Below are 25,248 nucleotides of genomic sequence, written 5' to 3' on the forward strand. Positions count from 1 at the left end.
TTAATAGAAAAATGGAACGACATAGGGAAATCCAAGCGCGACCAGGACCAGCACGGCCACGATCCAGAAAATCAGCTTGTAGGTGGCGCGCACCTGCGGAATCGCGCAGACCTCACCTGGCTTGCATGCCTGCACGGGCCGGTAAATCCGCTTCCAGGCGAAGAACAGCGCCACTAGCGCCGCGCCGATGAACAACGGTCGATAGGGTTCCAGCACCGTCAGGTTGCCGATCCAAGCACCGGAGAAGCCCAGAGCGACCAGTACTAGCGGCCCCAGGCAGCAGGTCGATGCAAGAATGGCGGCCAGCCCGCCGGCGAAGAGCGCACCGCGCCCGTTTTGTGGTTCAGACATACGTTGGCCCTTTTGAATTTGGATTGGATAGCGTAACCTTACTTCCGTACTCATGTACGGAGTCAAGCGATATGGAAAATAATTTGGAAAACCTGACCATTGGCGTTTTTGCCAAGGCGGCCGGGGTCAACGTGGAGACAATCCGCTTCTATCAGCGCAAGGGCCTGTTGCTGGAACCGGACAAGCCTTACGGCAGCATCCGCCGCTATGGGGAGGCGGACGTGGTTCGGGTGAAATTCGTGAAATCGGCACAGCGGCTGGGGTTCAGTCTGGACGAGATTGCCGAGCTGTTGCGGCTCGACGATGGCACCCACTGCGAGGAGGCCAGCAGCCTGGCCGAACACAAGCTCAAGGACGTGCGCGAGAAGATGGCCGACTTGGCGCGCATGGAAACCGTGCTGTCTGAACTCGTGTGCGCCTGCCATGCACGAAAGGGGAATGTTTCCTGCCCGTTGATCGCGTCACTACAGGGCGAAGCAGGCCTGGCAAGGTCAGCTATGCCTTAGCGTGCTTTATTTTCCGATTTCTGAGGTGCCCCCACCCAGAGAGTGACCCGCTTGCCGTGGATGGGCAGATCACGATAGGGAACGTCACGCTTGCCGAACCGTACGAACTCACCCTGCACGCCGCATTCCTCGCAGGCGATGGGATCGGGCACGTCCACCTGGAAGTGCATTTCGTCGTCGGTTGATTTGCAGCCCAGTACTTGGTATTGCGGCAGGTGAAGGATGTTGTCGGGACGTTCGGTCATGGTGTTGTATAGGCGTAGGTGTCAGTCAGATCCATCCGGCTCGGCATTGGTGTTTGCTTTTTTACCCAACAAGCTGCTGGAAACGAAAAGTAAGGCACCGAGGACAATTGCAATATCAGCCAGGTTGAAGGCCGGCCAATGCCAGTCTCGCCAATAGAAATCAAAGGAATCCACAACATAGCCGCGAAAGACCCGGTCAATCAGGTTGCCCATGGCGCCACCGAGGATAAGACTGTAAGCGATGGCTTCTCCTTTATGACGATTTTCAAGGATCAGGTTGATCAGAAAAATCGAGACCACTACCGCGATTCCGATAAAAAAGTAGCGCTGCCAGCCTCCACCATTCGCAAAAAGACTGAATGCGGCACCGGTGTTCCATAGGTGCACCCAGTTAAAGAACGGGGTCACCGAAACATACTCGCCATAGGCCATTGATTGCTGCACCAGCCACTTTACAGCCTGATCAGACGCTGCCAGCAGGCCCGATATGGACAATAGGGCATACGGCGAGAGCTTTTTGCCAATAATGAGCATTATTTAACCCTTCAACGCCAAAATGCGTCTGGCACCGTTAAGTACAATGCCCCCCGCGATGGTGCCGATAATCAGATCCGGATAATTGGAACCGGTCCACGCGACCAGGGCGCCGGCGGTGATGACCCCCAGGTTGATCACCACGTCGTTGGCCGAGAATATCCAGCTTGCCTTCATGTGCGCCCCGCCTTCCCGATGTTTGGATATGAGCAGCAGACAACTGGTATTGGCAATCAATGCGACGAATGCGATAGCCATCATCACCAGCGATTCAGGCTCACTACCGAATACAAAGCGCCTCACGACCTCTACGAGTACGCCAACAGCCAAAACCAGTTGGACCACACCAGCAACGTGCGCAACACGGACCTGCCTTTTCACGCTATGTCCAACCGCATAAAGGGCAAGCCCGTACACCGCCGCATCGGCAAAATTGTCCAGGGATTCTCCAATCAGGCCGGTGGACTGGGCGATCAGACCGGCAGTCATTTCCACCACGAACAGAAGTGCATTGATGCCGAGCAACCAGCGCAGGGTCCCGGATTCTTGCTTAGCAGAAGCTGCCGAAAACTCGGCGGCCTTGATGGTCTCCGGATTTGCAGCGACGGTTTCCTGAAGCGAGGCGCCTAGCCCCAAGGTCTTCAGTTTCGAGGTGACGGGCTCGACCTCGCCGTCATGCACGACCTTCAGCCGGCGGTTCGACAAGTCGAAGGACAGCGCCCGAATCTCCTCAAAGCCGTTCAGGGCTAGGCGAATCATTCGTTCTTCTGATGGACAGTCCATCTTCGGCACGGCATAAACACTGACCCATCTCCCTGGCGCCTCGGAGGAGGCCTGTATATCGGTATCCGCTGCGGGCGTTGCATCACCGCCACAGGCGCCACCACAGGATTTGCTCATGATACGACTCCACTTGAACAATGTTGTGGTACCATTTAAAACTATAAAGCTACTATAAGGTCAATAGAGTAAAGAATCCGTTGGGGAGGAGGCTGATGCGCATTGGTCAGTTGGCGCAGTTGGTAGGGGTCGAAACACAGACGATCCGCTTCTATGAACAGCAGGGCTTGTTGCCGCCGCCTGATCGGCAGGACAACGGTTACCGTGTCTATACAGAGAAGCATGGTGAGGGGCTGGCCTTCATCCGTCGCTGCAGAATCCTGGGCCTGTCACTGGCTGAGATTCACGAACTACAGAGCTATCAGGACGACCCTCATCAGCCTTGTACCGCCGTCAACGCCTTGCTCGATGATCACATCTCTCATGTGCGGTCGCAGATAACCGCTCTGCAAGCGCTTGAGAAACAACTCGTTTCACTGAGAGCGAGTTGCAACGATGACCGGGAAGTTGAGGCGTGTGGGGTTCTTGCTGGAATTAGCGAAGGAAACATGCACCAGCAGTAGGTGAAGCATCAACCAGATAATCCGATGAGATGCCGGTCTGTCTCACTCTCATGCAAAGGTAAGATCAACCATTTAATCCGCTTACCCCTTATTTTTAACTGTCTGGCTGTGAGTCATTTTCTTGTAGCAGCTCATGTAATGGCTGCTTAAAACCACAATCATCCTTGCCCAATATGATATTAAAAATCACATAACTCAACGACGACTGGGGTAGGTCGTAATTTCTACTGAACGCTTTCACATCCCAGTCATACGCTAAAGCCTGTTCCAGACTTCGTGATATAGATCGCACTACTGTATTTGCCGCCTGTTTTTTAGAAACATTACTGCGCATGTAATAGGCGGCAGCATCCCGAGTTGCACGCCAAATAAAATTGTAAATCTGCGCTACGCTGAATGACTCTAGGCATTGCCTGATGGTGTTCTGAGTTTTTTCCCCCGGTGAAAAGTAGAGCTGGTGCTCTTCTAGCTTCACAATCAGAAAGGCTATGCACTCTTGTAGCTGAATCAGCTTGCATAGCTCAATAAATTCTGGTGAGTGCCTTATGTTTTGTAAAGCTTCAATGTCTAGAAAACCATCAATGAATTTGTAAATTTCCTGTCTGTCTAACGCGAAATCAAAGCTGGACATGGCTAAATTGATGGTAGCTGTATCATCTACGTTAAGCTCTACAGCTTCTGGGGAGGAATCTAAGTTAATTAATAGCAAATGTTTATCTATCAAGTGCTGAAGAATGCATCGATCAAAAATAGGGTCAGGTGATAGGGTGTAGTCGGGATAATCACTGAGTGGATTAATCGCACTAAAGTCTTCATTGCTCAGTGCATGAATGATAGTCAATAGATAAATACTGCTTTTGAGGTCAAATGTGGCTAAGTCAGGTTTGTTATTGGCTGTTGCTTGCCGAAATTGAAGAAGAAAATTTCGCTTCTGAGCCACAATGTTTTTTCGCGCAGCCTCTGAGCACTTTTGACATATAGAGCCGGCATAGCGATTACGTTCTTGGTATTGGGCTCGAGAGCTAAAGCGATATGGTTCTTCACAATATCTACAGCAAATTGACGCTGACCAGACGTAGGCGTGCTGCTTAACGTACTGACTGATTATGCGTGCTTGAATTTTGTGCTTAACAGCAATTTCTTGCACTTTTAGAACGAACTTACCATCTTCATCTTGTTGCCAGTAGTCTTCGCAGATACTGGTGTATTGTTGATCGTTGGTTAAAATTTCCAACTGCATTTGAATACCCGCGACTATGATAAATAGATGCGGATTATAGTCCGTGGCTTGTGCATCCGCAAATACTGACTATTGCGCCTTCACTTTCAGAGGAGGCGCTCATGCAACAGTTAGCAAAAGCTATAGGGGCAAGAATTCGTATAGAGCGGAAGGCCCGTAATTTATCTCAAGATGCTTTAGCCCTTGCATGCAGTATTGATCGCAGCTATATGGGGCGCATTGAGCGTGGGGAGGTGAATATTACGATACAGAAGCTTTACGTTATTGCTGATGTGCTTGCGTGTGACCCTCATGCGCTCTTACCCGAAGTAAACAAAGATGCTGTCGCTAGTGAACCGGCAGAGGGGGTTCTGTACACAGAACGCCTAGGTTATTTAGCTTTAAATAAACCAAAATAATTTCTTTTCAACTTAAATATGTTGAGAAGAGTCAGAATCTTGGTAGGGTAATCAACAGCTGCAAGACTGGCTGTAAGCGGTGATAAATCACTTACCATCACACTTATATACTTGTTAAAAAGCACGTATTTTTTTAAGTACCATCTTGGATACAGCATGCACCGCTCGCACCCAGTTCGCTGAGTAATGTGCTTGAGCGTGCTACCAATTAAAATGATTACAAGGGACTGTTATGAAGTTCAACGAAGATTCTCGCGTTAAAATACCCGCAATACTGCACCTAATGCGCTTAGGCTATCAGTATTTATCGCTTAAAGGGCAAACTTGGGACATTGACACCAATATTTTTCCACAGTTATTTAAAGCAGCTATTAGTAAAATTAATCCGGGTATAGAAGGCGCTGACGTTGGTCGTTTGTTGGAAGATGTGAAGCTGCTGCTCGACAACGAAGACCTTGGGCGTGCCTTCTTTGAAAGACTAAGCGACCGTTCCAATACCAAGTTGATTGATTTCGAGAACTTCAACAACAATAGCTTTCACGTAGTGACTGAGCTTACCTGCCAGAATGGTGATGAAGAATTTCGCCCAGATATCACCTTGCTGATCAACGGTATGCCGCTGGTTTTTATCGAAGTAAAAAAGCCAAACAATCGTGAAGGTATATTGGCCGAGCGCGACCGCATCAATAAGCGTTTTCAGAATACAAAATTCAAGCGCTTTGCCAACATCACCCAGTTCATGATTTTCTCCAATAATATGGAGTACGACGACGGTGATCCTGAACCAGTGCAAGGTGCTTTCTACGCCAGCAGCTCTTATCACAAGCCAGTATTTAACTACTTCCGTGAGGAAGAAGTATTCAACCTCACCGCGCTGTTAAAGCCAGTGTCTGATGAAGATGAACTCAGGGTTCTAAAAGACAATAATTTAGAAGTGATCAGAAGTAACCCAGAGTTCCAAACGAATAAACAGCCCGAGCGCCCAACTAACCGCATCTGCACTTCGTTGGTCAGTAGAGAGCGGCTCGCTTTTGTTCTACGCTACGCACTGACTTATGTGTCTGAATCTGATGGTCTGCAAAAGCACATCATGCGTTACCCGCAGTTATTTGCCACCAAAGCCATTGCACAAAAACTAGATGAAGGCGTGAAAAAAGGCATTATTTGGCATACCCAAGGCAGTGGTAAAACAGCGCTTGCCTTTTATAACGTCCGATTTCTGACGGACTACTTCCAAAAGCAACAAGTCATTCCAAAATTCTACTTTATTGTCGATCGACTCGACTTACTGCAACAGGCTCAGCGTGAATTTATTGCTCGTGGATTGACCGTACACACCGTTGACTCCCGTGAAGCCTTTACGCGCGATATTAAAGCCACGCAGGTTATTCATAACCATTCTGGTAAACCAGAAATTACCGTTGTGAACATTCAGAAGTTTCAGGATGATCCTGATATCGTCTCGACTAGGGATTACGACGTTAGTATCCAGCGCGTGTACTTTCTCGATGAAGTGCACCGCAGCTACAACCCTAAGGGCAGCTTCTTAGCTAACTTAAGCCAGTCAGACACCAATGCCATTAAAATTGGCCTTACTGGTACGCCGCTTTTAGGTGATGATTACAACTCACGGGTTTTGTTTGGTGATTACATTCACAAGTACTACTACAACGCCTCCATTGCCGATGGTTATACCTTACGCTTGATCCGCGAAGAGATTTCTACCCAATACAAAATCGAATTACAAAAAGCCTTGGAAGAAGCAGAAGTAAAGATGGGTGATGTCGATCGCAAGCTCATCTATGCACATCCTAGTTTTGTCGAACCCATGCTTGATTATATCGTTACCGACTTTGAGAAAAGTCGTGGAGCTATCAACGACGCAACTATTGGCGGTATGGTGATTTGTGATAGCTCAAATCAAGCTAAGCAAATGTTCGATGTTTTCAATGCGATTTACGCTGGTAAACCCGTATTAGCTACAAAAGTGAACACAGTGTTAGAGGCTGCCGAAGCTCCAGCGGTCACCTATGCAGAATCGGTGAAGCAAGCGCAAAAGGTAAAAAATGCGGCGTTAATCCTGCATGACATAGGCACCAAAGAAGAGCGTAAGGACTGGGTAGAAGATTTCAAAGCAGGCAAAATCGACTTTCTGTTTGTTTACAATATGCTGCTCACTGGGTTTGATGCGCCAAGGCTAAAGAAAATTTATCTAGGGCGCGTCATTCGCAAGCACAACCTACTGCAAGCCTTAACGCGAGTGAACCGTACCTATAAAGATTTCCGTTACGGCTATGTAGTGGACTTTGCTGATATCCGTAAAGAGTTTGACGCAACCAACAAAGCCTATTTTGAAGAGCTTCAAGCAGAGCTCGGCGATGAAATGGAGCACTACTCAGACCTGTTTAAGTCGACCGATGAGATAAAGCAGGAAATCGAGCATATCAAAGATGTGCTGTTCCGCTTTAATACCGACAACATGGAAGAGTTTTGCAACCAAATCAGCCAAATACAAGATCGCGATACCGTGCTGGCACTGAAAAAAGCCTTAGCGGATGCGCGTAGCCTGTATAATCTCATTCGTTTGCAAGGCGATTATGAGAGTTTGGCTGAGTTGGATTTTGCCAAGCTCAACGTACTCTATCGCGAAACTAGTAATCACCTGGATTTACTCAATCTCAAGCAAGATTTAGAAAGCGGCCAAGACACCAGCAACTTGCTTAATCGTGCATTAGAAGACGTAATTTTCAAGTTTGTTAAAATTGGCGAAGAAGAGCTCGTACTGGCCGATGAACTTAAAAATACTCTACGCCAAACCCGCGAAGCTTTAGCTAGCAATTTCGACCAGCAAGATCCCAAGTTCGTTACTCTGAAAGAAGAGCTCGAAAGGCTGTTTAAGAAAAAAAACCTCAGCGAGGTGACCCAAGAAGACATGGTGGCTAACATAGGTTCGCTGAATAAAATTCATGATCGTGTCAAAGAGCTTAACCGGCAAAACAACCAGCTACGGCAAAAGTATCTAGGCGATCCTAAGTACACTCGTATTCATAAGCGCCTAGAAGAGCGCCAAATCAGTAACAAGGATATCAGCGAGTCAGAGCGTAAAATTTTTGAAGCCCTTACGGGGGTAAAGCAAGATGCCGATGAGCAAGTACTTAATAACAGCCAGATACTCGATAACGAAGGCTATTTTGAACGTCAAATGATGCCTCTCGTTATCAAACGCTTCAAAGGTGAGCAAGATATACAACTTAACGCCGACGCCTCCCGTTACATCAACCATTTGGTCGTCGCCGAATACCTGAAAGAATTTAATACTGGTAGTCAAACTTGGTAATGCCAGCAGTACTCATTAGGAAGAAAAACGAAAATGGTAGAGCAAGAGTTTCAACAAAAAACCAAAGAGTTGATTGATAGCCTAAAAAGCATCTGTGCCAACTATGGCTTAGGTAACGACGGCAACGAATTTAAAATCATTACCCAAACCTTTTTGTACAAATTCCTGAATGATAAATTCGCGTATGAAGCGAAAAAGATTGACCAAAACATCGCCCAAGTTGAAAAGTGGGAAGAAGCACTTGCTAGCATGAGCGAAGACGATCTCGACATGCTGCAATTGCAAATGGGCGGCGACACCGCGCGTTTAAAGCCGCAGCATTTTATCAGCTATTTATTCAGTCAGCAGAACGCAGCAGATTTTGCCAAGCTGTTCGATGACACCTTGCGCGATATCGCCCTGACAAATAATGATGTGTTCGCTGTAAAAACCGACGGGGGTGCTAAAATAGTACTGTTTGATCGTTTGAGTGAATATATCGCCGATGAATCCAAACGCGACGACTTCTGCCGCGCTATTATCAACAAACTGGTGGAATTTAGCTTCGAGCGCATTTTTACTCAAAAATTCGACTTCTACTCCACTATCTTTGAGTACTTGATTAAAGACTACAACAGCAACTCAGGCGGCAAATACGCCGAGTATTTTACCCCTCACGCCGTGGCACGCATTATGGCGGAAATTTTGGTACCACAAGCCCAGCGTGGCAAAGTAAAAAACGTAAGCTGTTACGACCCATCAGCCGGCTCAGGCACGTTACTCATGAACGTGGCCCACGCCATCGGTGAAAATCGTTGCAGTATTTATACGCAGGATATTTCGCAAAAATCCTCAAATCTGCTGCGCCTTAACTTGATTTTGAACAACTTAGTGCATTCTATTCCGAACGTAATTCAGGGTAATACGATTCAGTACCCTTACCACAAAGATGGTAAAGAGCTAAAGCGCTTTGACTATATTGTTTCTAATCCGCCCTTTAACCTCGATTTTAGCGATTTTAGGGATGATCTGGACAGCAAAGAAAACAAAGAACGCTTCTTTGCAGGTTTACCTAACGTGCCTAAAAAGAACAAAGCTGGTATGTCTATTTATCAGTTATTTCTGCAGCACATTATTTACTCTTTAAAACCTGGCGGTAAAGCAGCAGTAGTTGTTCCAACAGGCTCTATCACAAAATCTGGTATTGATCTAAAAATACGCAAAGAGTTAATTGATAGAAAAATGCTAGCTGGTGTAATTTCTATGCCCTCCAATATCTTTGCCACCACGGGCACTAACGTTTCTATCTTGTTTATTGACGACAGCAACGATGGCGATGTGGTCTTAATTGATGCCTCGAGTTTAGGCGAAAAAATCAAAGACGGCAAAAACCAAAAAACCGTACTCACGCCCGAAGAAGAACAGCAAATTATTGATGTATTTAATGGCAAAGAAACGGTAGAAGATTTGTCGGTAGTCGTTAGTTATGACGAGATTGAAGCTAAAAATTACAGCCTAAGTGCAGGCCAGTATTTTGATGTGAAAATTGAATACGTGGATATTACGCCAGATCAGTTTGCTGAAAAGATGCAAGGTTTTACCAGTAATTTGGATGATTTATTTAGTCAATCTGGTGAGTTAGAAATTGAGATTAAAAAACAGTTGGCGGGCTTGCAGTATGATCAGGTTTGAATCTGTACGTATAGGTGACCTAGGTAAAGTCGTTACAGGAAAAACACCAAAAACAGAAGACGCCGATAACTTTGGCAACGACTATATGTTTATCGGACCGACAGATCTCCATAAACACTTCTTCATAAGTAAGTCTGAAAGGATGATTTCACATAAAGGGTTAGCTTCAATCAAAAGCAATAGCTTGAATGGACTAAGTATTCTTGTAGGCTGTATTGGATGGGATATGGGAAATGTTGGGATTGTTGAAGGACGGTGTGCTACCAATCAGCAAATTAACGCTATCACCAATGTTAAGGTAAAGTATAACCCTCTCTATATTTATTATTGGTTAAAAACCAAGAAAGATTTTCTATTTAGTCAGGCAAGTGTTACTAGAACACCAATACTAAATAAAACGATCTTCTCGGATATAAAGATTAACTTACCAGTAGAAAAAAGTACACAAAATAAAGTTGTAAATTTACTAGCTTCAATTGACAAAAAACTAGAACTAAATAACCGCATCAACGCCGAACTCGAAGCCATGGCTAAAACCCTCTACGACTACTGGTTTGTACAGTTCGACTTCCCCGACGCCAACGGCAAACCCTACAAATCTTCTGGCGGCAAAATGGTCTACAACCCAGCCCTAAAACGGGAAGTCCCCGAGAGGTGGAGTGTTGCATCACTTGTTGATATTGCATCATTTAAAAATGGTATTGCCTGCCAGAGATATTTTCCGAAAGATGACGAAATCGGCGTTTATAAAGTAATAAAGATCAGAGAATTTAGCTCAGGATTAGATGAGAACTCAGATATTGTCGTAGCAGACATACCAGAAGACTTGGTAATTCAGGATGGCGATATTCTTTTTTCTTGGTCAGCAACATTAGATGTAAAAATATGGGCAGGTGGCATTGGTGCTTTAAATCAGCATATTTTTAAAGTTGATTCTTCAGATTATCCAAAATCTTTTTTCTATTTCAAAGTATTGGGATATTTAGAGTATTTTAAAATGGTTGCCGAATTGAGAAAAACAACCATGGGGCATATTACAAGAGAGCATCTTGAACAAAGCCGCATTCCACTTCCGCCCAAAAAACTAATAGAAAAATTAGATCTAATGTTAAGCCCAACACTGGAGAAAATAGTTATTAGAAATAAAGAATCACAGCAGTTAGCTAAACTCCGCGACTGGCTCATCCCCATGTTAATGAATGGCCAAGTGACAGTGGTATGATCAATATCGCATTCCGGCTATTACTAACGTTTAATGCTACATCACTTTTGGTCATTATTTTTCTGGTGCAGAAAGGCTATACGTTGGGCTGTTTTCTGGCGGATGTGGGTTACTTGGGCTGGCTGAGTACATTACCGAACGCGATATCATATGGACTGTATATTTTGGTGCCATTACTCTCCACTGGCTTAAGTATTTTATTAAGTTCACGGCTGGGTCGGGATGCCTTCAAACAGGGCGAAGTAGCCAGTATAGAACATGCGAACAATAGCTTTTTGCCCAGCTATCTAGGTTACTTCTTTGTTGCACTCAGTATCGGCAACTGGGAAACCTTGGCGTTTGTCTATGCCATACTCTTTGCGTTTACGTTTCTGTCACAAGCGCTGTACTTCAATCCGCTATTTTTGATCTTCGGCTACGAGTTCTACAATATCACCACAAGAAATGGCACAGCCATTTTTTTGATCAGTCGCCACAAATACAAAAAGCCAGATGAAGTAGTCATTTCTACAGCTTTTCGCATTAACAACTACACATTTATTGAACGAGGCTAATAGACTTGGATAATGTTTTTGCTAGGGTAAAACGGCTTATCAAGAAGCCTTTCTTCAAGTTAGTGTCTGATCACACCCTATATGAGAGCACAATCGTCACATTGGCAGCCTGCGTTCCTTATTCGCCCGATCACAATCTGGATGAGGACTCATGGTTCAAGATAGAGCAGTTTAGCCAGCAGTCGTTTTGTATTGATTTGCTAAAAAGCAACTTTGATTCAAAAGATTATGATGACCTGAAAAAAGAGCAATTCATTAATATTGCCTATATTTTCGCTATTCAGAGTGACAATTTTTTCTTCCAGAAAGTCACCCCATCTCTTTTTATCAAGAAGAAGATTATCGGGTTTGGAGAGGCTGCAGCAATCGAGGAAGGTAGCAATCGCCTCGTGATTAATGATCAGCCTGATGCCCTATATTTCAAAAAGTCAGATACGCTGGTTTTTCGCAACTTAGCTACCATTTCTAGTATTTTTAAAGGTATTGACACTCTTTACCGTGCTGCTACGCAACCGGAAACAGAAGCCTTCTTGCAGTCAGAATTTATTGACCTGAAAAACAACTATGACGCTAGCCAAGTCTCAAAGCCAAATCGGCAGCGTATCGCTTTAGCAATTGACTCTCTAGCCAAAATGTCAGATCAGGATAAGATCGGCGTTCTTGCTTATATTGGCGATTACTGCGATCAGAAGCTTAAATTCGATCAGGCAACCAATAAGTTTGAGATATCAACAGACGATGAGCTGAAGCTCCTTCTTTACGGAATTGAGCAGCGTTTTTATACAACGCTGTTTGGGCAAGAGAGAAGGCTTGCAAACTCTATTCAGGCTTTGAGTTAGAAGGGAACACATATGTCATACAAAGCAAAGTTTGAAGGATGGGACTCGCTTGCCATCGAAGATCTCCTTATAGCCTATCGCAAGGCAAAAGCAGACTGTTTCTTTGAAAACACCTTCCCCACTGCCATCAAGTTTGCGGAGTACGAGCAAGATCTATTAACCAACCTACAGCTGCTATTAAACAGCCTGAAGAGCGATTCTGGTTTTAAAGAAAATACTGCTTTATTGGGTGATTATCGCCTGCTACCCAAGAAGCTATCTACAAAAAAGAAGTCTAGTAGCGCAGATAATGGCCACGTTCATTTTTCTAAGCCAGAGCGAGCGGTTGAGGATCTTTTCAAAAATTTCAATATCACACCTGAATTCAGAATTGTTGGCGACTTCCCGGTAGATAGTCATGTCGTATCCGCTCTTTGGATCAACATGATTGGCCATAAATTCGACGCAAAGCTAGACAAGAGTTGTTACGGCGCCAGGCTAAAGCGTATTAGAAATGAAGAACTATTCAGTACAGAGGATGATGAGCCATTTCATATCAGCTCAATTGGCTCCTTTGTTCCTTACTTCCAGCCATATCAGCGGTGGCGTAATGATGGTTTACAAGCCATACGTGATGAGCTGGAGAAAGACCGTGACATTATTGCCGTTTCACTGGATCTTAAAAGTTACTATCACTTTATAGATCCAACAGCGGTAGCAGGAGACGCTTTACTTGCTACGCTTGAACTAGAACTTAGCGATTCAGAGCTTGAATTTACTTCTCAGTTAGCACATCTATTAAAACAATGGGCTGATGGTGCAACCAGATTTGGCAAAAAAGTAGCTGGCACAAAATCGAATATTAGCGGTGGCTTGGTTATTGGCTTAACGTGCAGCCGAATCATTTCTAACGCTTTGCTCCATAAATGGGACAAACAAGTTTTAGAGCAACTATCTCCCATTCACTATGGCCGTTATGTCGATGACATGTTCATTGTATTGCGTGATACAGGAGCCATTAGTAACAACCTAGACTTGATGCAACTGCTTCAAGCGAGGATGGGTAAAGAATGCATTGTTCAAGATGCTTCAGATCCTCAAGTATGGGAGATCCACCAAGGGGAGGATATTCAGGGCGATACAAAAATCTATCTTCAGTCAGACAAGCAGAAGTTGTTTATTCTCCAAGGTAGAGCTGGTCTTGATCTATTGGATAGCATTGAAAAAGAGATTTATGAGCTTTCCAGCGAGCATCGACTCATGCCATCACCTGACCAGCTAGAGCATTCGACAGCAGCAAAGGTGCTATCTGCTGCAGGCAGTGTCGGCGAGAGTGCCGATACGTTACGAAGAGCGGACGGTCTTACAATTCGTCGCCTTGGATGGTCACTTCAGCTTAGACACGTGGAAACCCTCGCACGAGATTTACCGCCTAACCAGTGGAAAGAACAGCGCGAGGAATTTTATCAATTTGCGCACAACCATATATTACGAGCAGATAACTTGTTTGCGCACTTTAGCTACCTGCCACGATTGCTTGGTTTTGCGATCAGCATGAACGAATGGGAGCAGGCTGAGCGAATCGCAGTCAAGTCCTATCAGGCTATTGATACTTTGATCGCTGAAGTTGGCAAGGGTAAAAAGATCATAATTAATGGGGGTGAGGCTAAAGTTTCAAAAGATTTTTGGAGTTATATCAAGGGTACTCTAACCTGGTTGTTTATTGATGCCGCGACTCGATTTTACGACCCAGATAAGTTGTTTCTGGGTGAGAGACCAACAAAGAAGAAGCGACTTGCAGACCTTTTTCTTAAGCAAATTGTGGCTAACTTGACTGACTTTGAATCGCTACTTCAGCTGCGTTTTGATGTGGCGGATTTTGAGACTAAGGCACCTCTTGTCGCCTTATCTGATCTTGCAAAAGAGCCTTATAAACACATAGTCAAGAGCCGGTCAGCAGAAGAATTGGTTGGTAAGCGTGATACCAAGAAAGAGAATCAAATATTAAAGCTGCTTGGAAGTTCCGGCTTGTTAGATGCTGGTACCTTTGAACAATTTATTAGCTCTACCCGCAATACCCGGTTGGGTAAGGTAGTGAAAGGTTCACGGAAGAATGACAGCTACCTACCTTATCTTTTTCCGACCAGACCATTAAGCCCTGCTGAAATATCGGAACTTGCACCTGAGTGCGTGGGATTGCCATCGGCATCTGGCAAAGTACCGATTTATGGACCACCAGTAATTTGGGCAAAGTATACCCAAGCACTACGTGGGGTTTGGATAAAACCAACACTGCTTGCTACTGAACAAGATGCGAATGACAAACCAACTGCTTATAGTAAGAAACACCTGAGTATTGGAACTGGCCACAAAGATAAAGTAGTGATCGCTTTGACTAATCTTCGCACCGAAGATAGCGATTGGGCAGCTACTGCATGCGGACAACCAAATTTAACTCGCAAACGTTATCAGAAAATATCCAATCTGGTTAACGACACCTTGAAACTGAAGCCAAGGCCGGATTATGTGCTATTTCCAGAGCTGTCGATACCGCTGCGCTGGCTTAATAGTATTGCTGCCAGGCTTAGCGCTGCGGGGATTAGTTTAATTGCAGGAACAGAATACCGGCACAGTTCTGGCAATAAAATCCTTAGCGAAGCTGTTTTAGTACTAGCAGATAATAGACTCGGCTATCCAACCTTTGTCAAAATCTGGCAACCAAAGTTAGAGCCAGCTGTAGGTGAAGATAAAGAACTCACAGCAAAATTTGGAAAGGAATGGTCGATAGCTGAGAAAGATGCCAGATCAAAAAAGTATACTAAGCCTGTTTACGTGCATAACGGCATCAATTTTGGTGTTATGGTTTGCTCAGAGCTTCAAAACAGTAAAGCGAGAATACGTTTCCAAGGTGCTGTAGATGCCTTGATGGTGCTGAGCTGGAATAGAGATCTGGATACCTTTGCCTCACTAATTGAATCAGCCGCGCTGGATGTTCATGCTTACACCATTCTGGTTAATAATCGTAAGTACGGTGATAGTAGGGTGCGCTCTCCAGCCAAAGAATCGTACCTGAGAGATATTGCGCGTTTGCGTGGTGGTGACAATGATTTTGTGGTGGCTGCCACACTTGATATTGCTGCACTGAGAGCCTTCCAGAGCAGAGCCAAGCGTTGGCCTGAAGAGGGCGATAAGTTCAAGCCAGTGCCTGAAGGGTTTAGACTGCTGGATAACAGGAAGAAACTTCCGCCTAGTTAGAAGTCAAAGAAATAGCATTAACATACTCAACAACCGCTAATCCGACCCTGCAAGAAATTTGGCTTGGATGGGATAGGGTTTTAAGGTTAGTACAGCTAGTCTGAAAATACTTCTAACTTTACTCGCTCTGCCCATTTTCTAATTGACTCTTGATTCAGTAATCCTGGGGTTTCAGGGAGTGACTTGGGGTGTGAAATGCGTTTGTAATTATTGTCTATTGTTCGTGTTAGAAAACTGGTTGGCCACACCAGCGAGTGCTTGATTAGCTGTATTTCCAGCTCTCTAATATATTGACTCCAGCTAAATGAACCATACTTTTGTTTTAGTAACAGAGTCGATAAGCTGCTTGGGTTGTCAGTCGTATCAACCTCAACTAGAGAGTAAAAGTGATTACTTTTCTTAATCACGTGCCATGCAAGATAGCGTGGACTGCCGTCTCTACGTAGGTTTTTAGAATAGCCATAAATAGTTGGCAGCTTACGAATTTCACGATGTATATGAGTGCAATCAGGTGTGCTTACTAACTGCTGAACCATCGCATCAAAAGCTTTAAATTTGTCAGTATAAATATCGGCGTTATCATTTTTTTCGCTAGTTGCGTTGTAGTCTGCAGGCGATAGAGTCCCGTGAATACTCGATTCATCGGTGCTTACTTCTAGGCTATTTTTTTCAAGTGGCTCCGTTTGGACTTCTTTTGTTCCATGGCCTCCTGCTCGGGTTTTTCCTGCTCTGATACGTGTTGTTTTAAATGACTGCGCAAACTCAAATATCACTGCAGGTGCATCAATTTGTAATTCTTCAAGGTCAGTGTTTGGCTCTTCATCGTCATCAATCGTTAGTTCTGCCCCTGTGTTGGATCTGGCTTGCCCTGAGCGGCCTTGCCCTGGCTGTCCAGCTGCGTATCTAGGGTCAACAATGTCTACGTGTTCAGGACAGCTAGAAGGCAGCTTAGAGATGCCATCTATTTCATAAACAAAGAACGCATTTAATTCTGACTCATAGTGACCACGAAGTGCTAGCTCAGCGCCTGCTAACGCTGGCGGGTCAAATTGAAAATCCCATAGTCTATATTTATCACTGTCATAACCATTTTTGAGCTGATAAGTAGCAATACTCTCAAATGAATGCCGTGCATCCTCGTCTAATAGAATCCACGCGAGCCTTTGCCGGAGCGCATCATCTCGTCGGGAGTTCAGTGGCAAGCTAGAGGTTGGTAATATATTAATCCAGACTTTATTTAGTTCACTTTCCTGCTGGACATCGAACTCTTGGGATAGGCCATTGTGGGTGAGCGATAGACGGGCAAGGTAGGCCGTATGCAAAAAAAGTACCCGAGCCAGCTCAATTTGCGGCAGAAAGTATCGAGTGCCATTGAAGTCAAATACAAAGCACCATTGTTTAGAGTCTCCTTGGCGATTTACCGCAGGAATAGGGCATGCTTTGATCCGCTCAGCCTCCCAAAAACGTGTATTCACTACGGTAACACTGCTCTTAAACCCGGCTGGCAGTGATTCCTCGGTTGCCTTGAGTACTCGACGCCTTGCTAATACTGGTACTTGTGAGAAACCGAAATAATACTTCTTTTGGTTAGGCGCTAGTTTGACATTAATATGCCAATCTGAGCCGCCTTGGTGACGGAATATAGATCCTATCTCTCTGATAACACTATTTTTTTCTAAACCTTTGAACTTCATGCGGTGTACTCATCAACGTATCTAAAAAAATTCTAGCTTGTTCTGTTAACCGCTCATCACTGAGGGTAGCATTTCTCAGCAGTCGCCACCGTGGTGGCATATCAAATAGGGTTAGTAGGTCGTTGTGGGCATTTTGCAAGCGTCGAATTTGGTACTGTGCGACGCTTTCCACGTGAGCTGCTAGGAATGAATTGGATAAAGGCATTCGGTGAATATTCTTCTGAACTGTCGAGGCGTTTTCCAATAGGTTGAAAAAGTAGGCTTTGGAGCGACGAGGCCCTTGCGAATTAGACTGCAGAAAAACTATCAGTTGCCGCAAGGCATGCAAATACTCTCTGTCCCGCTTATCCCAGTCCACGCGCATATTGGTGGACTTTTCTTTGGGAGCGGCATGTTGATAGTTGGTATCTAGCAACCAGTCACGGTGCTTACGATAAAGCCGAGCATATAGGGCTTTTGAATTTTGCCGAGCTTGTTTGGGTGGATGTGATGCTAATAAGTTAAGCCAGTCTTCTTGATCAAGTGTCAGATTGATATGGATTGGCGTTTTAACCTGAACCGGCTGTTGTTTATTAGTGCTTGTTGGGTATTTGCTGGCTTCTTTAATGACCTCAGTAATTTGCCAGTTATTTCCAAGTAAAGCTTGATGCACAACAATGTGCTCGAGATAGTTGAAGCTTTTTCGGTGCTTACGAAAGATGCATCTGAGCCAGTCAGACTCATTTGTACTTGAGTCTTGTGGCAAAAGCTGATGCCTGCTGAGCCATTTCACTGGCCAAGTTTGCAAGACTTTGTCTTTTACCGCTTGATGATTTATTTGTGTTTTTCTGTACGTTAAATTGAGTTTGCTGGCGAGGTTGCGATAGTACATTGACCACTGTTCAAAGCTCGGCGAAGTTTGAGCGGGAGACTGCAGTAGTTGTCGCACCTGATGATTGACCCATAGTGAGGCTTGGCTGCCAGCGCGCTGTTTAGTCAGAGAGCAATGCTTTGGAGATGCGGCAATAAAATGGTGACGTTCAATAAGCGGCCTAGCAATACGTGTATTAATTAATACGCCATGCTTAGGGCATGTATCGATTCCTTCTACTTGCCATTCTCTGAGCCAAAAATACTCACCATATTGGTTACGTTGTTCAATTAAGCAGCCCGGGCAGTAGCGGACAAAACGAGGTGTTTGGACTCGTGATGCGGCAACACCTAAAGCAAGGTATGATGCCCCTTGAGAGCCAATTAGCCATTGCATACACTGTTTTCGGCGATCTTCAGGAACAAATGGAGCATAGAGCGGGAATAATGTATGGCTGTAAATCAGTGCTTCAGGAGTGAGCGTGCTGGGTAGCCAGCGTGCAACTTTTTCGATATTGCTAGGCAGGTCAATTGTTGCCATAACATTACGAGATTCAAATACCTCATCCAGTAATTGTTTAGGGCTGATCAGCCCTTGCCGAACACCCGATCGCGCTATTGTGCTGTATAGCAACTCTTCAGGGTAAGGGACTGGGAAATTCAGCATGAGCCTTACCTGAAAGAGTTTATCCACTGCTCGCTATCGAACAGTAGGCCAGCTTGTTGTAGTGATTTATGAATATCTACATCATTGGCGGCCTGGGAGTGCAAGAATCGCAAGTCATCAGAATCTAACGTGTGCCATTCAGTTTTCTTGATACTTTGTGCTTTTGGAGTTGTTGGCTTCGGCTTTTCTGTACCAGCATTTTGATACCAAGTGAGGATCAATGGCATAAGATCCCTAATGAGCATCTGCGGATGATCCGCAAAGGCTTTATTGATCAGAGGTTCAAGTAAATCTGAGTTGTAACCCGTATCAACCAGCATATTGTGCAGGCGGATGGCTTGTTCATTGCCACGATATTTAGCCACTACATCTATATTTTCCTGATGCGACTGCAATAAGTTGCTTAATTCCAGGATTTTACGATCAACGTCGGGGATCGTCAGGTCTGAGTAACGCGCGATTTTAGTAATATCTCCTGATCTCAGGGCATCTATCATCGGATGAATCGGCTTGAGCTCATCTTCATATACTCTTTTCATAAGCTCTGGAGTAATACGCTCGATCCTAGTGACGACAGCCCTGATTTGAGAGAGAACAAACAGCTTGATTACAACATCCATTATTCCTTGTGATAGGTCGTACCATGTTTCTCTAAGCTCATCAGAAATCACAGGCGCTGCTTTAGTCAGCCACTGATACTTCCAGAGCTGGTTGGTGAAAGCTCCCCATTCTGAACGCGATACCTCTTGCTCAGGTGACGGCCTGCTCAATGGCTCCCACAGAATTGAGCCAAACCCAGCACCACGGCGCGCTGAGCGCAGGTCTAATTCAAAAACGGGCTTAGCTTTTGGTGTGCCCACCATGACAACTGGTACTGAAATCTCGTTAACTAGGGTTACAAAGAAATTCAGCATGCGCTCTGAGCCACCAGAGCGTTTGACGCTTAGATGCTGAATTTCATCTATGACAAGAAGGCCAATTGCATGGGTGTTGGCAGTATGCGCCATCATCGCAATCAGGGTTTCTACGCCATGGCGTTTTTCAACGTAGCGGCGTACATAGTTAGTGCCCAGTATTGCGTCAATTTCTCTGAAAAAATTATGGCATAGGCTCTTTAGAGAACCATCATGCGGACAATCAATTTTAAGAAATACGATTTGAGTGAAATTGTATTTTTCGTGATAAAGCAGTTGCGGGTAGGTTGCTAGAATACGGTTTAATGAGCTTGTCTTGCCAGAGCCTGAGCAGCCAATAAATGCCATGCTTTTAGCTGTTGATTCAACATGTTCAAAGCGGAAAACGCCCAGATCACCTTGCATGACACGCTCGTAACCGTTTTGGATATGAGTATTTAAATCACCATTGGCTAAGTTTCTGCCGACATAACCTTGTCGAAGCAGAACAGATAGTTTTGATTCCAGCTCGATATGGCGCGATAGCGGTTGAAAAAAACTATCTAGTAGTTGAGAGATGACGTGAATGCGAGTCTGGGCACCAAGATAGATATCGTTTGGACGAAGTGTAACCTTGCCTGAGAGGCCATCTTTTAATTGAGTCCGATCGAGTATCGGTGGCAGCGCTTCAATAAGAGGGTTTCCATCATACTGGCTGACTCCTGTCTGATGATACATGGCTTGAAGCATGCCTTTGGGTAGAGTCATTCATCATCTCCAAATAAGTCATCAAGAAAGTCAGGAAAAGCACCGTCTTCAGGCGGTTTGTGTAAGTATTTGACTTCAGCTTTTGGTTTCGAAGCAGTAGTTTTAGAGTCGGGTCGGCGTTGCTGCCGTTCAGCATCGCGAGCTTCCAGTCTGCTTTTCTTAATCCCAGCCAATGTTTCAGTTTTCGAGTCACCAAAATAGGCAGGGCGCAGCTTTTCTGCCGCCCGAATTGTTTCGTCAATTACATTTTCTAAAGCTCGCTTGTTTTCTTGTTCAGACAGCTTGGCAGTAGCGATTGTTTTTTTCTGCTGCTGGTTGCTTACCCACATTTCCCACATGGATCTGCCTCTGAACTCTCTAGAGCGATCTGTTAGTGAGCACTCCCAATAGTCTGGCTGGCCTGCATCAGGGAAGACATAAATTACATCGGCCACTGCTGGGTCGTAAGCTGCTATAAAAGAGCTTGGGCGCTGCTGTCGTGTTCTATGCAGCCAGCCCGACTCTACTAATTCTCTGCAAGTATAATAAGCCCCAAAACATTGAATACCGTAGTCTGAAAGGGTCACTTTCTGGCGAGGAAGCAAGGCGATTTTCAATGCAGCTGCAGAGGTGTTTCGTAGACGGCCACTGCGATTTTGAATACCCCAGTGCCAAATATTAATCGGAATAGGTGCCAACGTGTCGGGCATCTCTGGGTCACGGTCATACTTAACTAGAACAGAGTGTTGGTTGCGATGAAGGATAGAGCCAATAATGATTTTGGTGAACTCATGTAGTGTGAGTGTTGCATCCAAGCGATAATCTTTTCCACCGCGTTTCCTAACGATATTTCCTGTCACCACACCAGGTGCAAAAGGTTTAAAATCTGCTTGTAGGGTTCTAAAATTGCGCTCAACAATACCTTTAGCATCGCCTCGATAAGGGGGAGTATTTTCAATTCTCACGCCAAATGCTTGCTCTAGATATTCAATTTGATACCCAAGTAGCTCACCTCTGTCTGCTAAAATAGCATCTGGAATACCTATCGAAGGCCAGTCTTCTGACTCGATGTCATAGCCGTATGACTGGCATAACTGCACTTTGTCAGTCATCGCATTGACCAAAGCTAGCATGGCTGTAACATACGAAGGATTCTCAAGGCCGACATAGAAACCAGCAATCAGTCTGCTGTAAACATCAATAACCGCGTACAACGTTGGGCGACCAATAATGCTTTGTCGGTCAGCTGATAGAAGATAAATATCTGCGATGGTGGCATCGATTTCGTATCGCGCACCTGGGCCATGAACACCAGCTGTTGCTGTACCATGCAGTGGCTTGATGTCTTTTTGGTAGTTGATTTTATTGGCTCTCAGTCGGATACGGTCTGGCCGAATATATTCGCGCTCATAAAAGTGCCGTAACTGTCTGATTGTTGGAAAATTCTCTTTGAGCTCATCAGGGTTTGCTGTTTCAAACATATCTTCAAAGCGGCGGTGCGCATAAGGCAGAGAATGGCTTTTCTCTGTTAAATAATAGCGATCCAGTACAATACGAAACATGCGCTCAATGCTGCTATCAATAATTGCTCCCGTTCCGGGGGCTATACTTCTAGGACGGCCTAATTTCTTATCAGATGTTGCACGCTTTTCGCCACGAGCACCTGAGTTATCGTAGTCTGGTAAAAGAGCGTTTGGGGTGCAGCCACGTTGCCAGTACTGGCGAAGGTGTGAGTACAAGGTTTTTTTAGCTGAGCCAGATGCTTCAATGGCCTGCTTTATGAGGGCGTTTCTACCTGTTCGATAATAAATGTCAGGATGATTTATTAGCATCTCAATAGCGGCAAGACGCTTGTCGCGGACCTTTTGTGCAGTTGAGCCCTGTTCTGGAAGTTGTGCGGCAAGATGCAAAAAAGGATCCTCAACTTTTCTTAAGGCTTCCGATAATATTTCTGCGTCAACTTCTGATAAAGGTATTTGCTCTGGAAAAGCTTTATCAGAGTCAATATCTATCCAAGTATACTGAGTATCGGAGACGACAAGAATTCGATAGCGAGTGTCTAGATACATGACTACATCATTGATTCGCAGCATAGCGCTCCCTCAACGAATGTATGTCGGATGACGCCTGCAGCTCACTAACGCTCAACGATGACCAAGGCTTGGTTATATCAAATAAGAAAACTCGCAAAGCTAAGAGCGAGCGGATTTTTTGTAGTGATTCGCCGGGTGCCAGTGAATATGCTTGGTCAAGGGTCATTGCGGCTTGTGAAATCTGTAGGGTTGGATTTTTTAGAAAAAAATTTAAATAGAATGCCGCCATGCTTAATGCGCTCTCAAGTTCAACGAGAGCAACCTGTGCGGGATAAAGCCAAGCGATATTTTGTATGACTACCTTGGGTATTTGCTTTTCTGTTAGCAAATACCACGGGATATTTTTCTTAGCCCAATATCGTCGTTCAAGCTCTAGTTTTTCGATCGTTCTAGGGTTGGACAGATCAGCTGATGGCTTAACTTGAATAGCCATCCTTGGTTGGTGCGTAATAGTAGTGTCAATGAGAAAGTCGCTAGACATAATCTGCACTTGCCCTTTAAACGCGGGATGGCGAATCCCTGTTTGTGCTGCGAGTTCAAGGGTATCTTCTAGTCTGAGGGGATATTGCTCACGAATATCGGTAGCGAATGGGTTCCAGTCAAATAAAAAGAAAGCGGCTAACTCTAAATCTGAAAGAAGATGATGGGTACGCTGCGTTTGAAACCCCCAAATACGATGGGAGCGGCCAGAAGAGGGTAAATCTCTGACCGTTAGCCAAGGTTGATAGTCTTTTCCGGAGCCAGCTCCACGCCCTTGTTTTATCCACTTCAAAGAACGTGAGTCAAGTGTGCTGCTTGTCATGCTCCGTACCTCAATTTTGAGCATTAAGTGTATGGAGCAAGGTTACCAACTATATTGTCAAGTTACCAACTATATTGTCATGTTACCGACTTTATTGTCATGCCACATGTAGAGCCGCTGTGTGTGTAAGGCTATTCTACTGTGACTGACTTCGCCAAGTTTCTGGGTTGGTCAACATCAGTCCCTTTGAGTACCGCCACATAGTAAGCCAGTAACTGCAGCGGAATAGTGTAGAGAATCGGTGCAAGTACAGGATGAATGCTGGGCATATTGACGACTTGGGTCTGCTCATCTTCACTCAGTTGCGCTTCGCGATCAGCGAACACCAGTAACTGGCCGCCACGGGCGCTGACTTCTTGGAGGTTGGATTTTAGTTTTTCCAGTAGCTCATTATTAGGCGCTACCGTGACCACTGGCATATCACTGTCGACCAAGGCTAGCGGGCCGTGTTTGAGTTCACCGGCCGGATAGGCTTCTGCATGGATATAAGAAATTTCTTTAAGCTTCAGAGCCCCTTCTAAAGCCACGGGGAATTGTTCGCCTCGACCTAAAAACAGCGCATGATTTTTTTCGGCAAATAATTGTGCGGTGCTTTCAATGCTGGCGCTGAGTGATAATGCATCATTGAGCTTAGCTGAGAGACTGCGTAGAGCCGCAATAATATCGTGCTCTTGCTCGACAGCAAGGGTATGCCGCGCGCGGCCTATGGCTAGCGTCAGCAGTAGTAGGCCGACCAACTGAGTGGTAAAGGCTTTCGTTGAGGCCACGCCAATTTCAGGGCCCGCGCGGGTCAGCAAGGTCAGGTCGGACTCACGCACTAAAGAGCTGGTGCCAACATTACAGATGGTTAAACTGGCGAGATAAGCGTCATCTTGGCGGTGACGTAATGCGGCTAATGTGTCGGCGGTTTCGCCTGATTGTGAAATTGTGACAAATAGCGTGTCAGGTTGTACAGCAACATGTCGGTAGCGGAATTCGCTGGCAACTTCGACCTGACAGGGGGTGTTGGTTAGGCTTTCCAGCCAATAGCGCGCGACCATGCCCGCGTGATAGCTGGTGCCGCAAGCGACAATTTGGATATTTTTTACTTGAGCAAATAGCGTACTGGCGTTAGGACCAAAAGCTTCGGGTAATACATGATCTGCAGCCAAACGGTCTTCTAAAGTACGCTGTACTGCCTGTGGCTGCTCATAAATCTCTTTGAGCATGAAGTGCCGGTAGCTGCCTTTGTCAGCACTTTCTGCTTGCTCATGATACTGCACTATCGTGCGCGTGACTGGCGTGCTATGAGCATCATAAATCTGCAAATGCTCGCGCTGAATAACTGCAATATCGCCTTCTTCTAGGTAAATAAAACGGTCGGTGACTTGGCGTAATGCTAATGGGTCAGAGGCTAGAAAGTTTTCACCAATACCTAAACCAATTACCAAGGGACTGCCGCTACGGGCGGCAAGAATGCGGTCGGGTTGTTTAGCGCTGATCAGTGCTAGGCCATAAGCGCCTTTGAGCTGGCTGACGGCAATGCGTAGAGCATCGAGTAAGTCGTGATGAGTTTTTTGTAAATGATGTAAGAGGTGGACGATGGTTTCGGTATCGGTTTGTGAGGTGAATACATAGCCGTAACTCTGTAGCTCAGTGCGTAGTTCTTGATAGTTTTCAATAATACCGTTGTGCACCACGGCCAGTTCATCACTGGAAAAATGCGGATGAGCATTGGCTTCACTGGGTACGCCATGCGTGGCCCAGCGCGTGTGGGCAATACCAATAGAACCGCTCAGCGGTTGCGCTGCTAGAGCTTGCGCGAGTTCCGCGACTTTACCGCTGCGGCGTAGGCGTTGTAATTGCAGTTGCTGACTGTAAACGGCCATTCCGGCACTGTCATAGCCGCGGTATTCAAGGCGCTTAAGGCCTTCCAGTAAAATTGCGCTGACGTTGCGTTCAGCGATGGCGCCAACAATGCCACACATAG

At 45.4% G+C, this 25,248-nt stretch carries 19 protein-coding genes and 1 pseudogene; 9 read left to right on the forward strand and 11 right to left on the reverse strand.

What is annotated here, in order from left to right:
* Positions 1 to 351: a mercuric transport protein MerT gene (locus tag JYJ62_RS13815; RefSeq protein WP_001294663.1), complete on the reverse strand. Its 351-nt coding sequence runs from the start codon at positions 349 to 351 to the stop codon at positions 1 to 3.
* A 71-nt stretch (positions 352 to 422) separates the two neighbouring features.
* Between JYJ62_RS13815 and merR the strand changes: the two genes are divergently transcribed.
* Entirely contained in the window at positions 423 to 857 is a 435-nt protein-coding gene (gene merR / locus JYJ62_RS13820) for an Hg(II)-responsive transcriptional regulator (protein ID WP_205342818.1), read from the forward strand.
* A gap of 32 nt (positions 858 to 889) precedes the next feature.
* Here the strand turns inward: merR and JYJ62_RS13825 are convergent.
* From JYJ62_RS13825 to JYJ62_RS13835, 3 genes and pseudogenes are all read right to left on the reverse strand, one after another.
* Positions 890 to 1,102: pseudogene (locus JYJ62_RS13825) on the reverse strand (transposase family protein); the annotation flags it as partial.
* Between the two features lie 21 nt (positions 1,103 to 1,123).
* Entirely contained in the window at positions 1,124 to 1,636 is a 513-nt protein-coding gene (gene lspA, locus JYJ62_RS13830) for a signal peptidase II (protein WP_089140475.1), read from the reverse strand.
* Between the two features lie 3 nt (positions 1,637 to 1,639).
* Positions 1,640 to 2,536, reverse strand: coding sequence for a cation transporter (locus JYJ62_RS13835; protein ID WP_205342819.1), 897 nt, complete (start codon positions 2,534 to 2,536; stop codon positions 1,640 to 1,642).
* A 95-nt stretch (positions 2,537 to 2,631) separates the two neighbouring features.
* Here JYJ62_RS13835 and cadR point away from each other — a divergent pair, with 95 nt between their 5' ends.
* Positions 2,632 to 3,039 carry a Cd(II)/Pb(II)-responsive transcriptional regulator gene (gene cadR, locus JYJ62_RS13840; protein ID WP_004364961.1) on the forward strand — a complete coding sequence of 136 codons (408 nt, stop codon included), beginning with the start codon at positions 2,632 to 2,634 and terminating at the stop codon, positions 3,037 to 3,039.
* Positions 3,040 to 3,133: 94 nt separating this feature from the next.
* Here cadR and JYJ62_RS13845 read toward each other — a convergent pair whose 3' ends face one another.
* A complete protein-coding gene (locus tag JYJ62_RS13845; RefSeq protein ID WP_205342820.1) occupies positions 3,134 to 4,279 on the reverse strand; it encodes a hypothetical protein in 1,146 nt (381 codons plus the stop codon).
* 101 nt (positions 4,280 to 4,380) lie between these two features.
* Here JYJ62_RS13845 and JYJ62_RS13850 point away from each other — a divergent pair, with 101 nt between their 5' ends.
* The 7 genes from JYJ62_RS13850 (at position 4,381) to JYJ62_RS13880 (ending at position 15,534) form a co-directional block, all read left to right on the forward strand.
* Positions 4,381 to 4,677 carry a helix-turn-helix domain-containing protein gene (locus tag JYJ62_RS13850; RefSeq protein WP_205342821.1) on the forward strand — a complete coding sequence of 99 codons (297 nt, stop codon included), beginning with the start codon at positions 4,381 to 4,383 and terminating at the stop codon, positions 4,675 to 4,677.
* Positions 4,678 to 4,909: 232 nt separating this feature from the next.
* Complete coding sequence (locus tag JYJ62_RS13855) at positions 4,910 to 8,014, forward strand: type I restriction endonuclease subunit R (RefSeq protein WP_205342822.1); 3,105 nt, start codon at positions 4,910 to 4,912, stop codon at positions 8,012 to 8,014.
* Positions 8,015 to 8,047: 33 nt separating this feature from the next.
* Positions 8,048 to 9,685, forward strand: a complete 1,638-nt coding sequence (locus JYJ62_RS13860) for an HsdM family class I SAM-dependent methyltransferase (protein ID WP_205342823.1) — start codon at positions 8,048 to 8,050, stop codon at positions 9,683 to 9,685.
* On the forward strand, positions 9,672 to 10,907 hold the full coding sequence (locus JYJ62_RS13865) for a restriction endonuclease subunit S (RefSeq protein WP_205342824.1): 1,236 nt from the start codon (positions 9,672 to 9,674) through the stop codon (positions 10,905 to 10,907). Before JYJ62_RS13860 ends, JYJ62_RS13865 begins: the two co-directional genes overlap by 14 nt.
* Positions 10,904 to 11,461, forward strand: coding sequence for a hypothetical protein (locus tag JYJ62_RS13870; RefSeq protein WP_232365807.1), 558 nt, complete (start codon positions 10,904 to 10,906; stop codon positions 11,459 to 11,461). The genes JYJ62_RS13865 and JYJ62_RS13870 overlap by 4 nt, the downstream gene beginning before the upstream one ends.
* Before the next feature lie 5 nt (positions 11,462 to 11,466).
* Positions 11,467 to 12,300, forward strand: a complete 834-nt coding sequence (locus JYJ62_RS13875; protein ID WP_205342825.1) for an ATP F0F1 synthase synthase — start codon at positions 11,467 to 11,469, stop codon at positions 12,298 to 12,300.
* Between the two features lie 12 nt (positions 12,301 to 12,312).
* Positions 12,313 to 15,534, forward strand: a complete 3,222-nt coding sequence (locus JYJ62_RS13880; protein WP_205342826.1) for a hypothetical protein — start codon at positions 12,313 to 12,315, stop codon at positions 15,532 to 15,534.
* Between the two features lie 95 nt (positions 15,535 to 15,629).
* Here the strand turns inward: JYJ62_RS13880 and JYJ62_RS13885 are convergent, their stop codons facing one another.
* From JYJ62_RS13885 to glmS, 6 genes are all read right to left on the reverse strand, one after another.
* Entirely contained in the window at positions 15,630 to 17,228 is a 1,599-nt protein-coding gene (locus JYJ62_RS13885; protein WP_205342827.1) for a Tn7-like element transposition protein TnsE, read from the reverse strand.
* Entirely contained in the window at positions 17,200 to 18,744 is a 1,545-nt protein-coding gene (locus JYJ62_RS13890; protein WP_205342828.1) for a TnsD family Tn7-like transposition protein, read from the reverse strand. Before JYJ62_RS13890 ends, JYJ62_RS13885 begins: the two co-directional genes overlap by 29 nt.
* 5 nt (positions 18,745 to 18,749) lie before the next feature.
* Positions 18,750 to 20,405, reverse strand: a complete 1,656-nt coding sequence (locus JYJ62_RS13895) for an AAA family ATPase (RefSeq protein ID WP_205342829.1) — start codon at positions 20,403 to 20,405, stop codon at positions 18,750 to 18,752.
* A complete protein-coding gene (locus JYJ62_RS13900; protein WP_232365808.1) occupies positions 20,402 to 22,477 on the reverse strand; it encodes a Mu transposase C-terminal domain-containing protein in 2,076 nt (691 codons plus the stop codon). The genes JYJ62_RS13895 and JYJ62_RS13900 overlap by 4 nt, the downstream gene beginning before the upstream one ends.
* Positions 22,461 to 23,279, reverse strand: a complete 819-nt coding sequence (locus JYJ62_RS13905) for a TnsA endonuclease N-terminal domain-containing protein (protein WP_205342830.1) — start codon at positions 23,277 to 23,279, stop codon at positions 22,461 to 22,463. The genes JYJ62_RS13900 and JYJ62_RS13905 overlap by 17 nt, the downstream gene beginning before the upstream one ends.
* Positions 23,280 to 23,410: 131 nt before the next feature.
* On the reverse strand, positions 23,411 to 25,246 hold the full coding sequence (gene glmS / locus JYJ62_RS13910; RefSeq protein ID WP_205342831.1) for a glutamine--fructose-6-phosphate transaminase (isomerizing): 1,836 nt from the start codon (positions 25,244 to 25,246) through the stop codon (positions 23,411 to 23,413).
* Positions 25,247 to 25,248: the final 2 nt, after the last annotated feature.

It is taken from the genome of Denitrificimonas caeni (assembly GCF_905120345.1).
GTDB classification, from domain to species: Bacteria; Pseudomonadota; Gammaproteobacteria; order Pseudomonadales; family Pseudomonadaceae; genus Denitrificimonas; species Denitrificimonas caeni_A.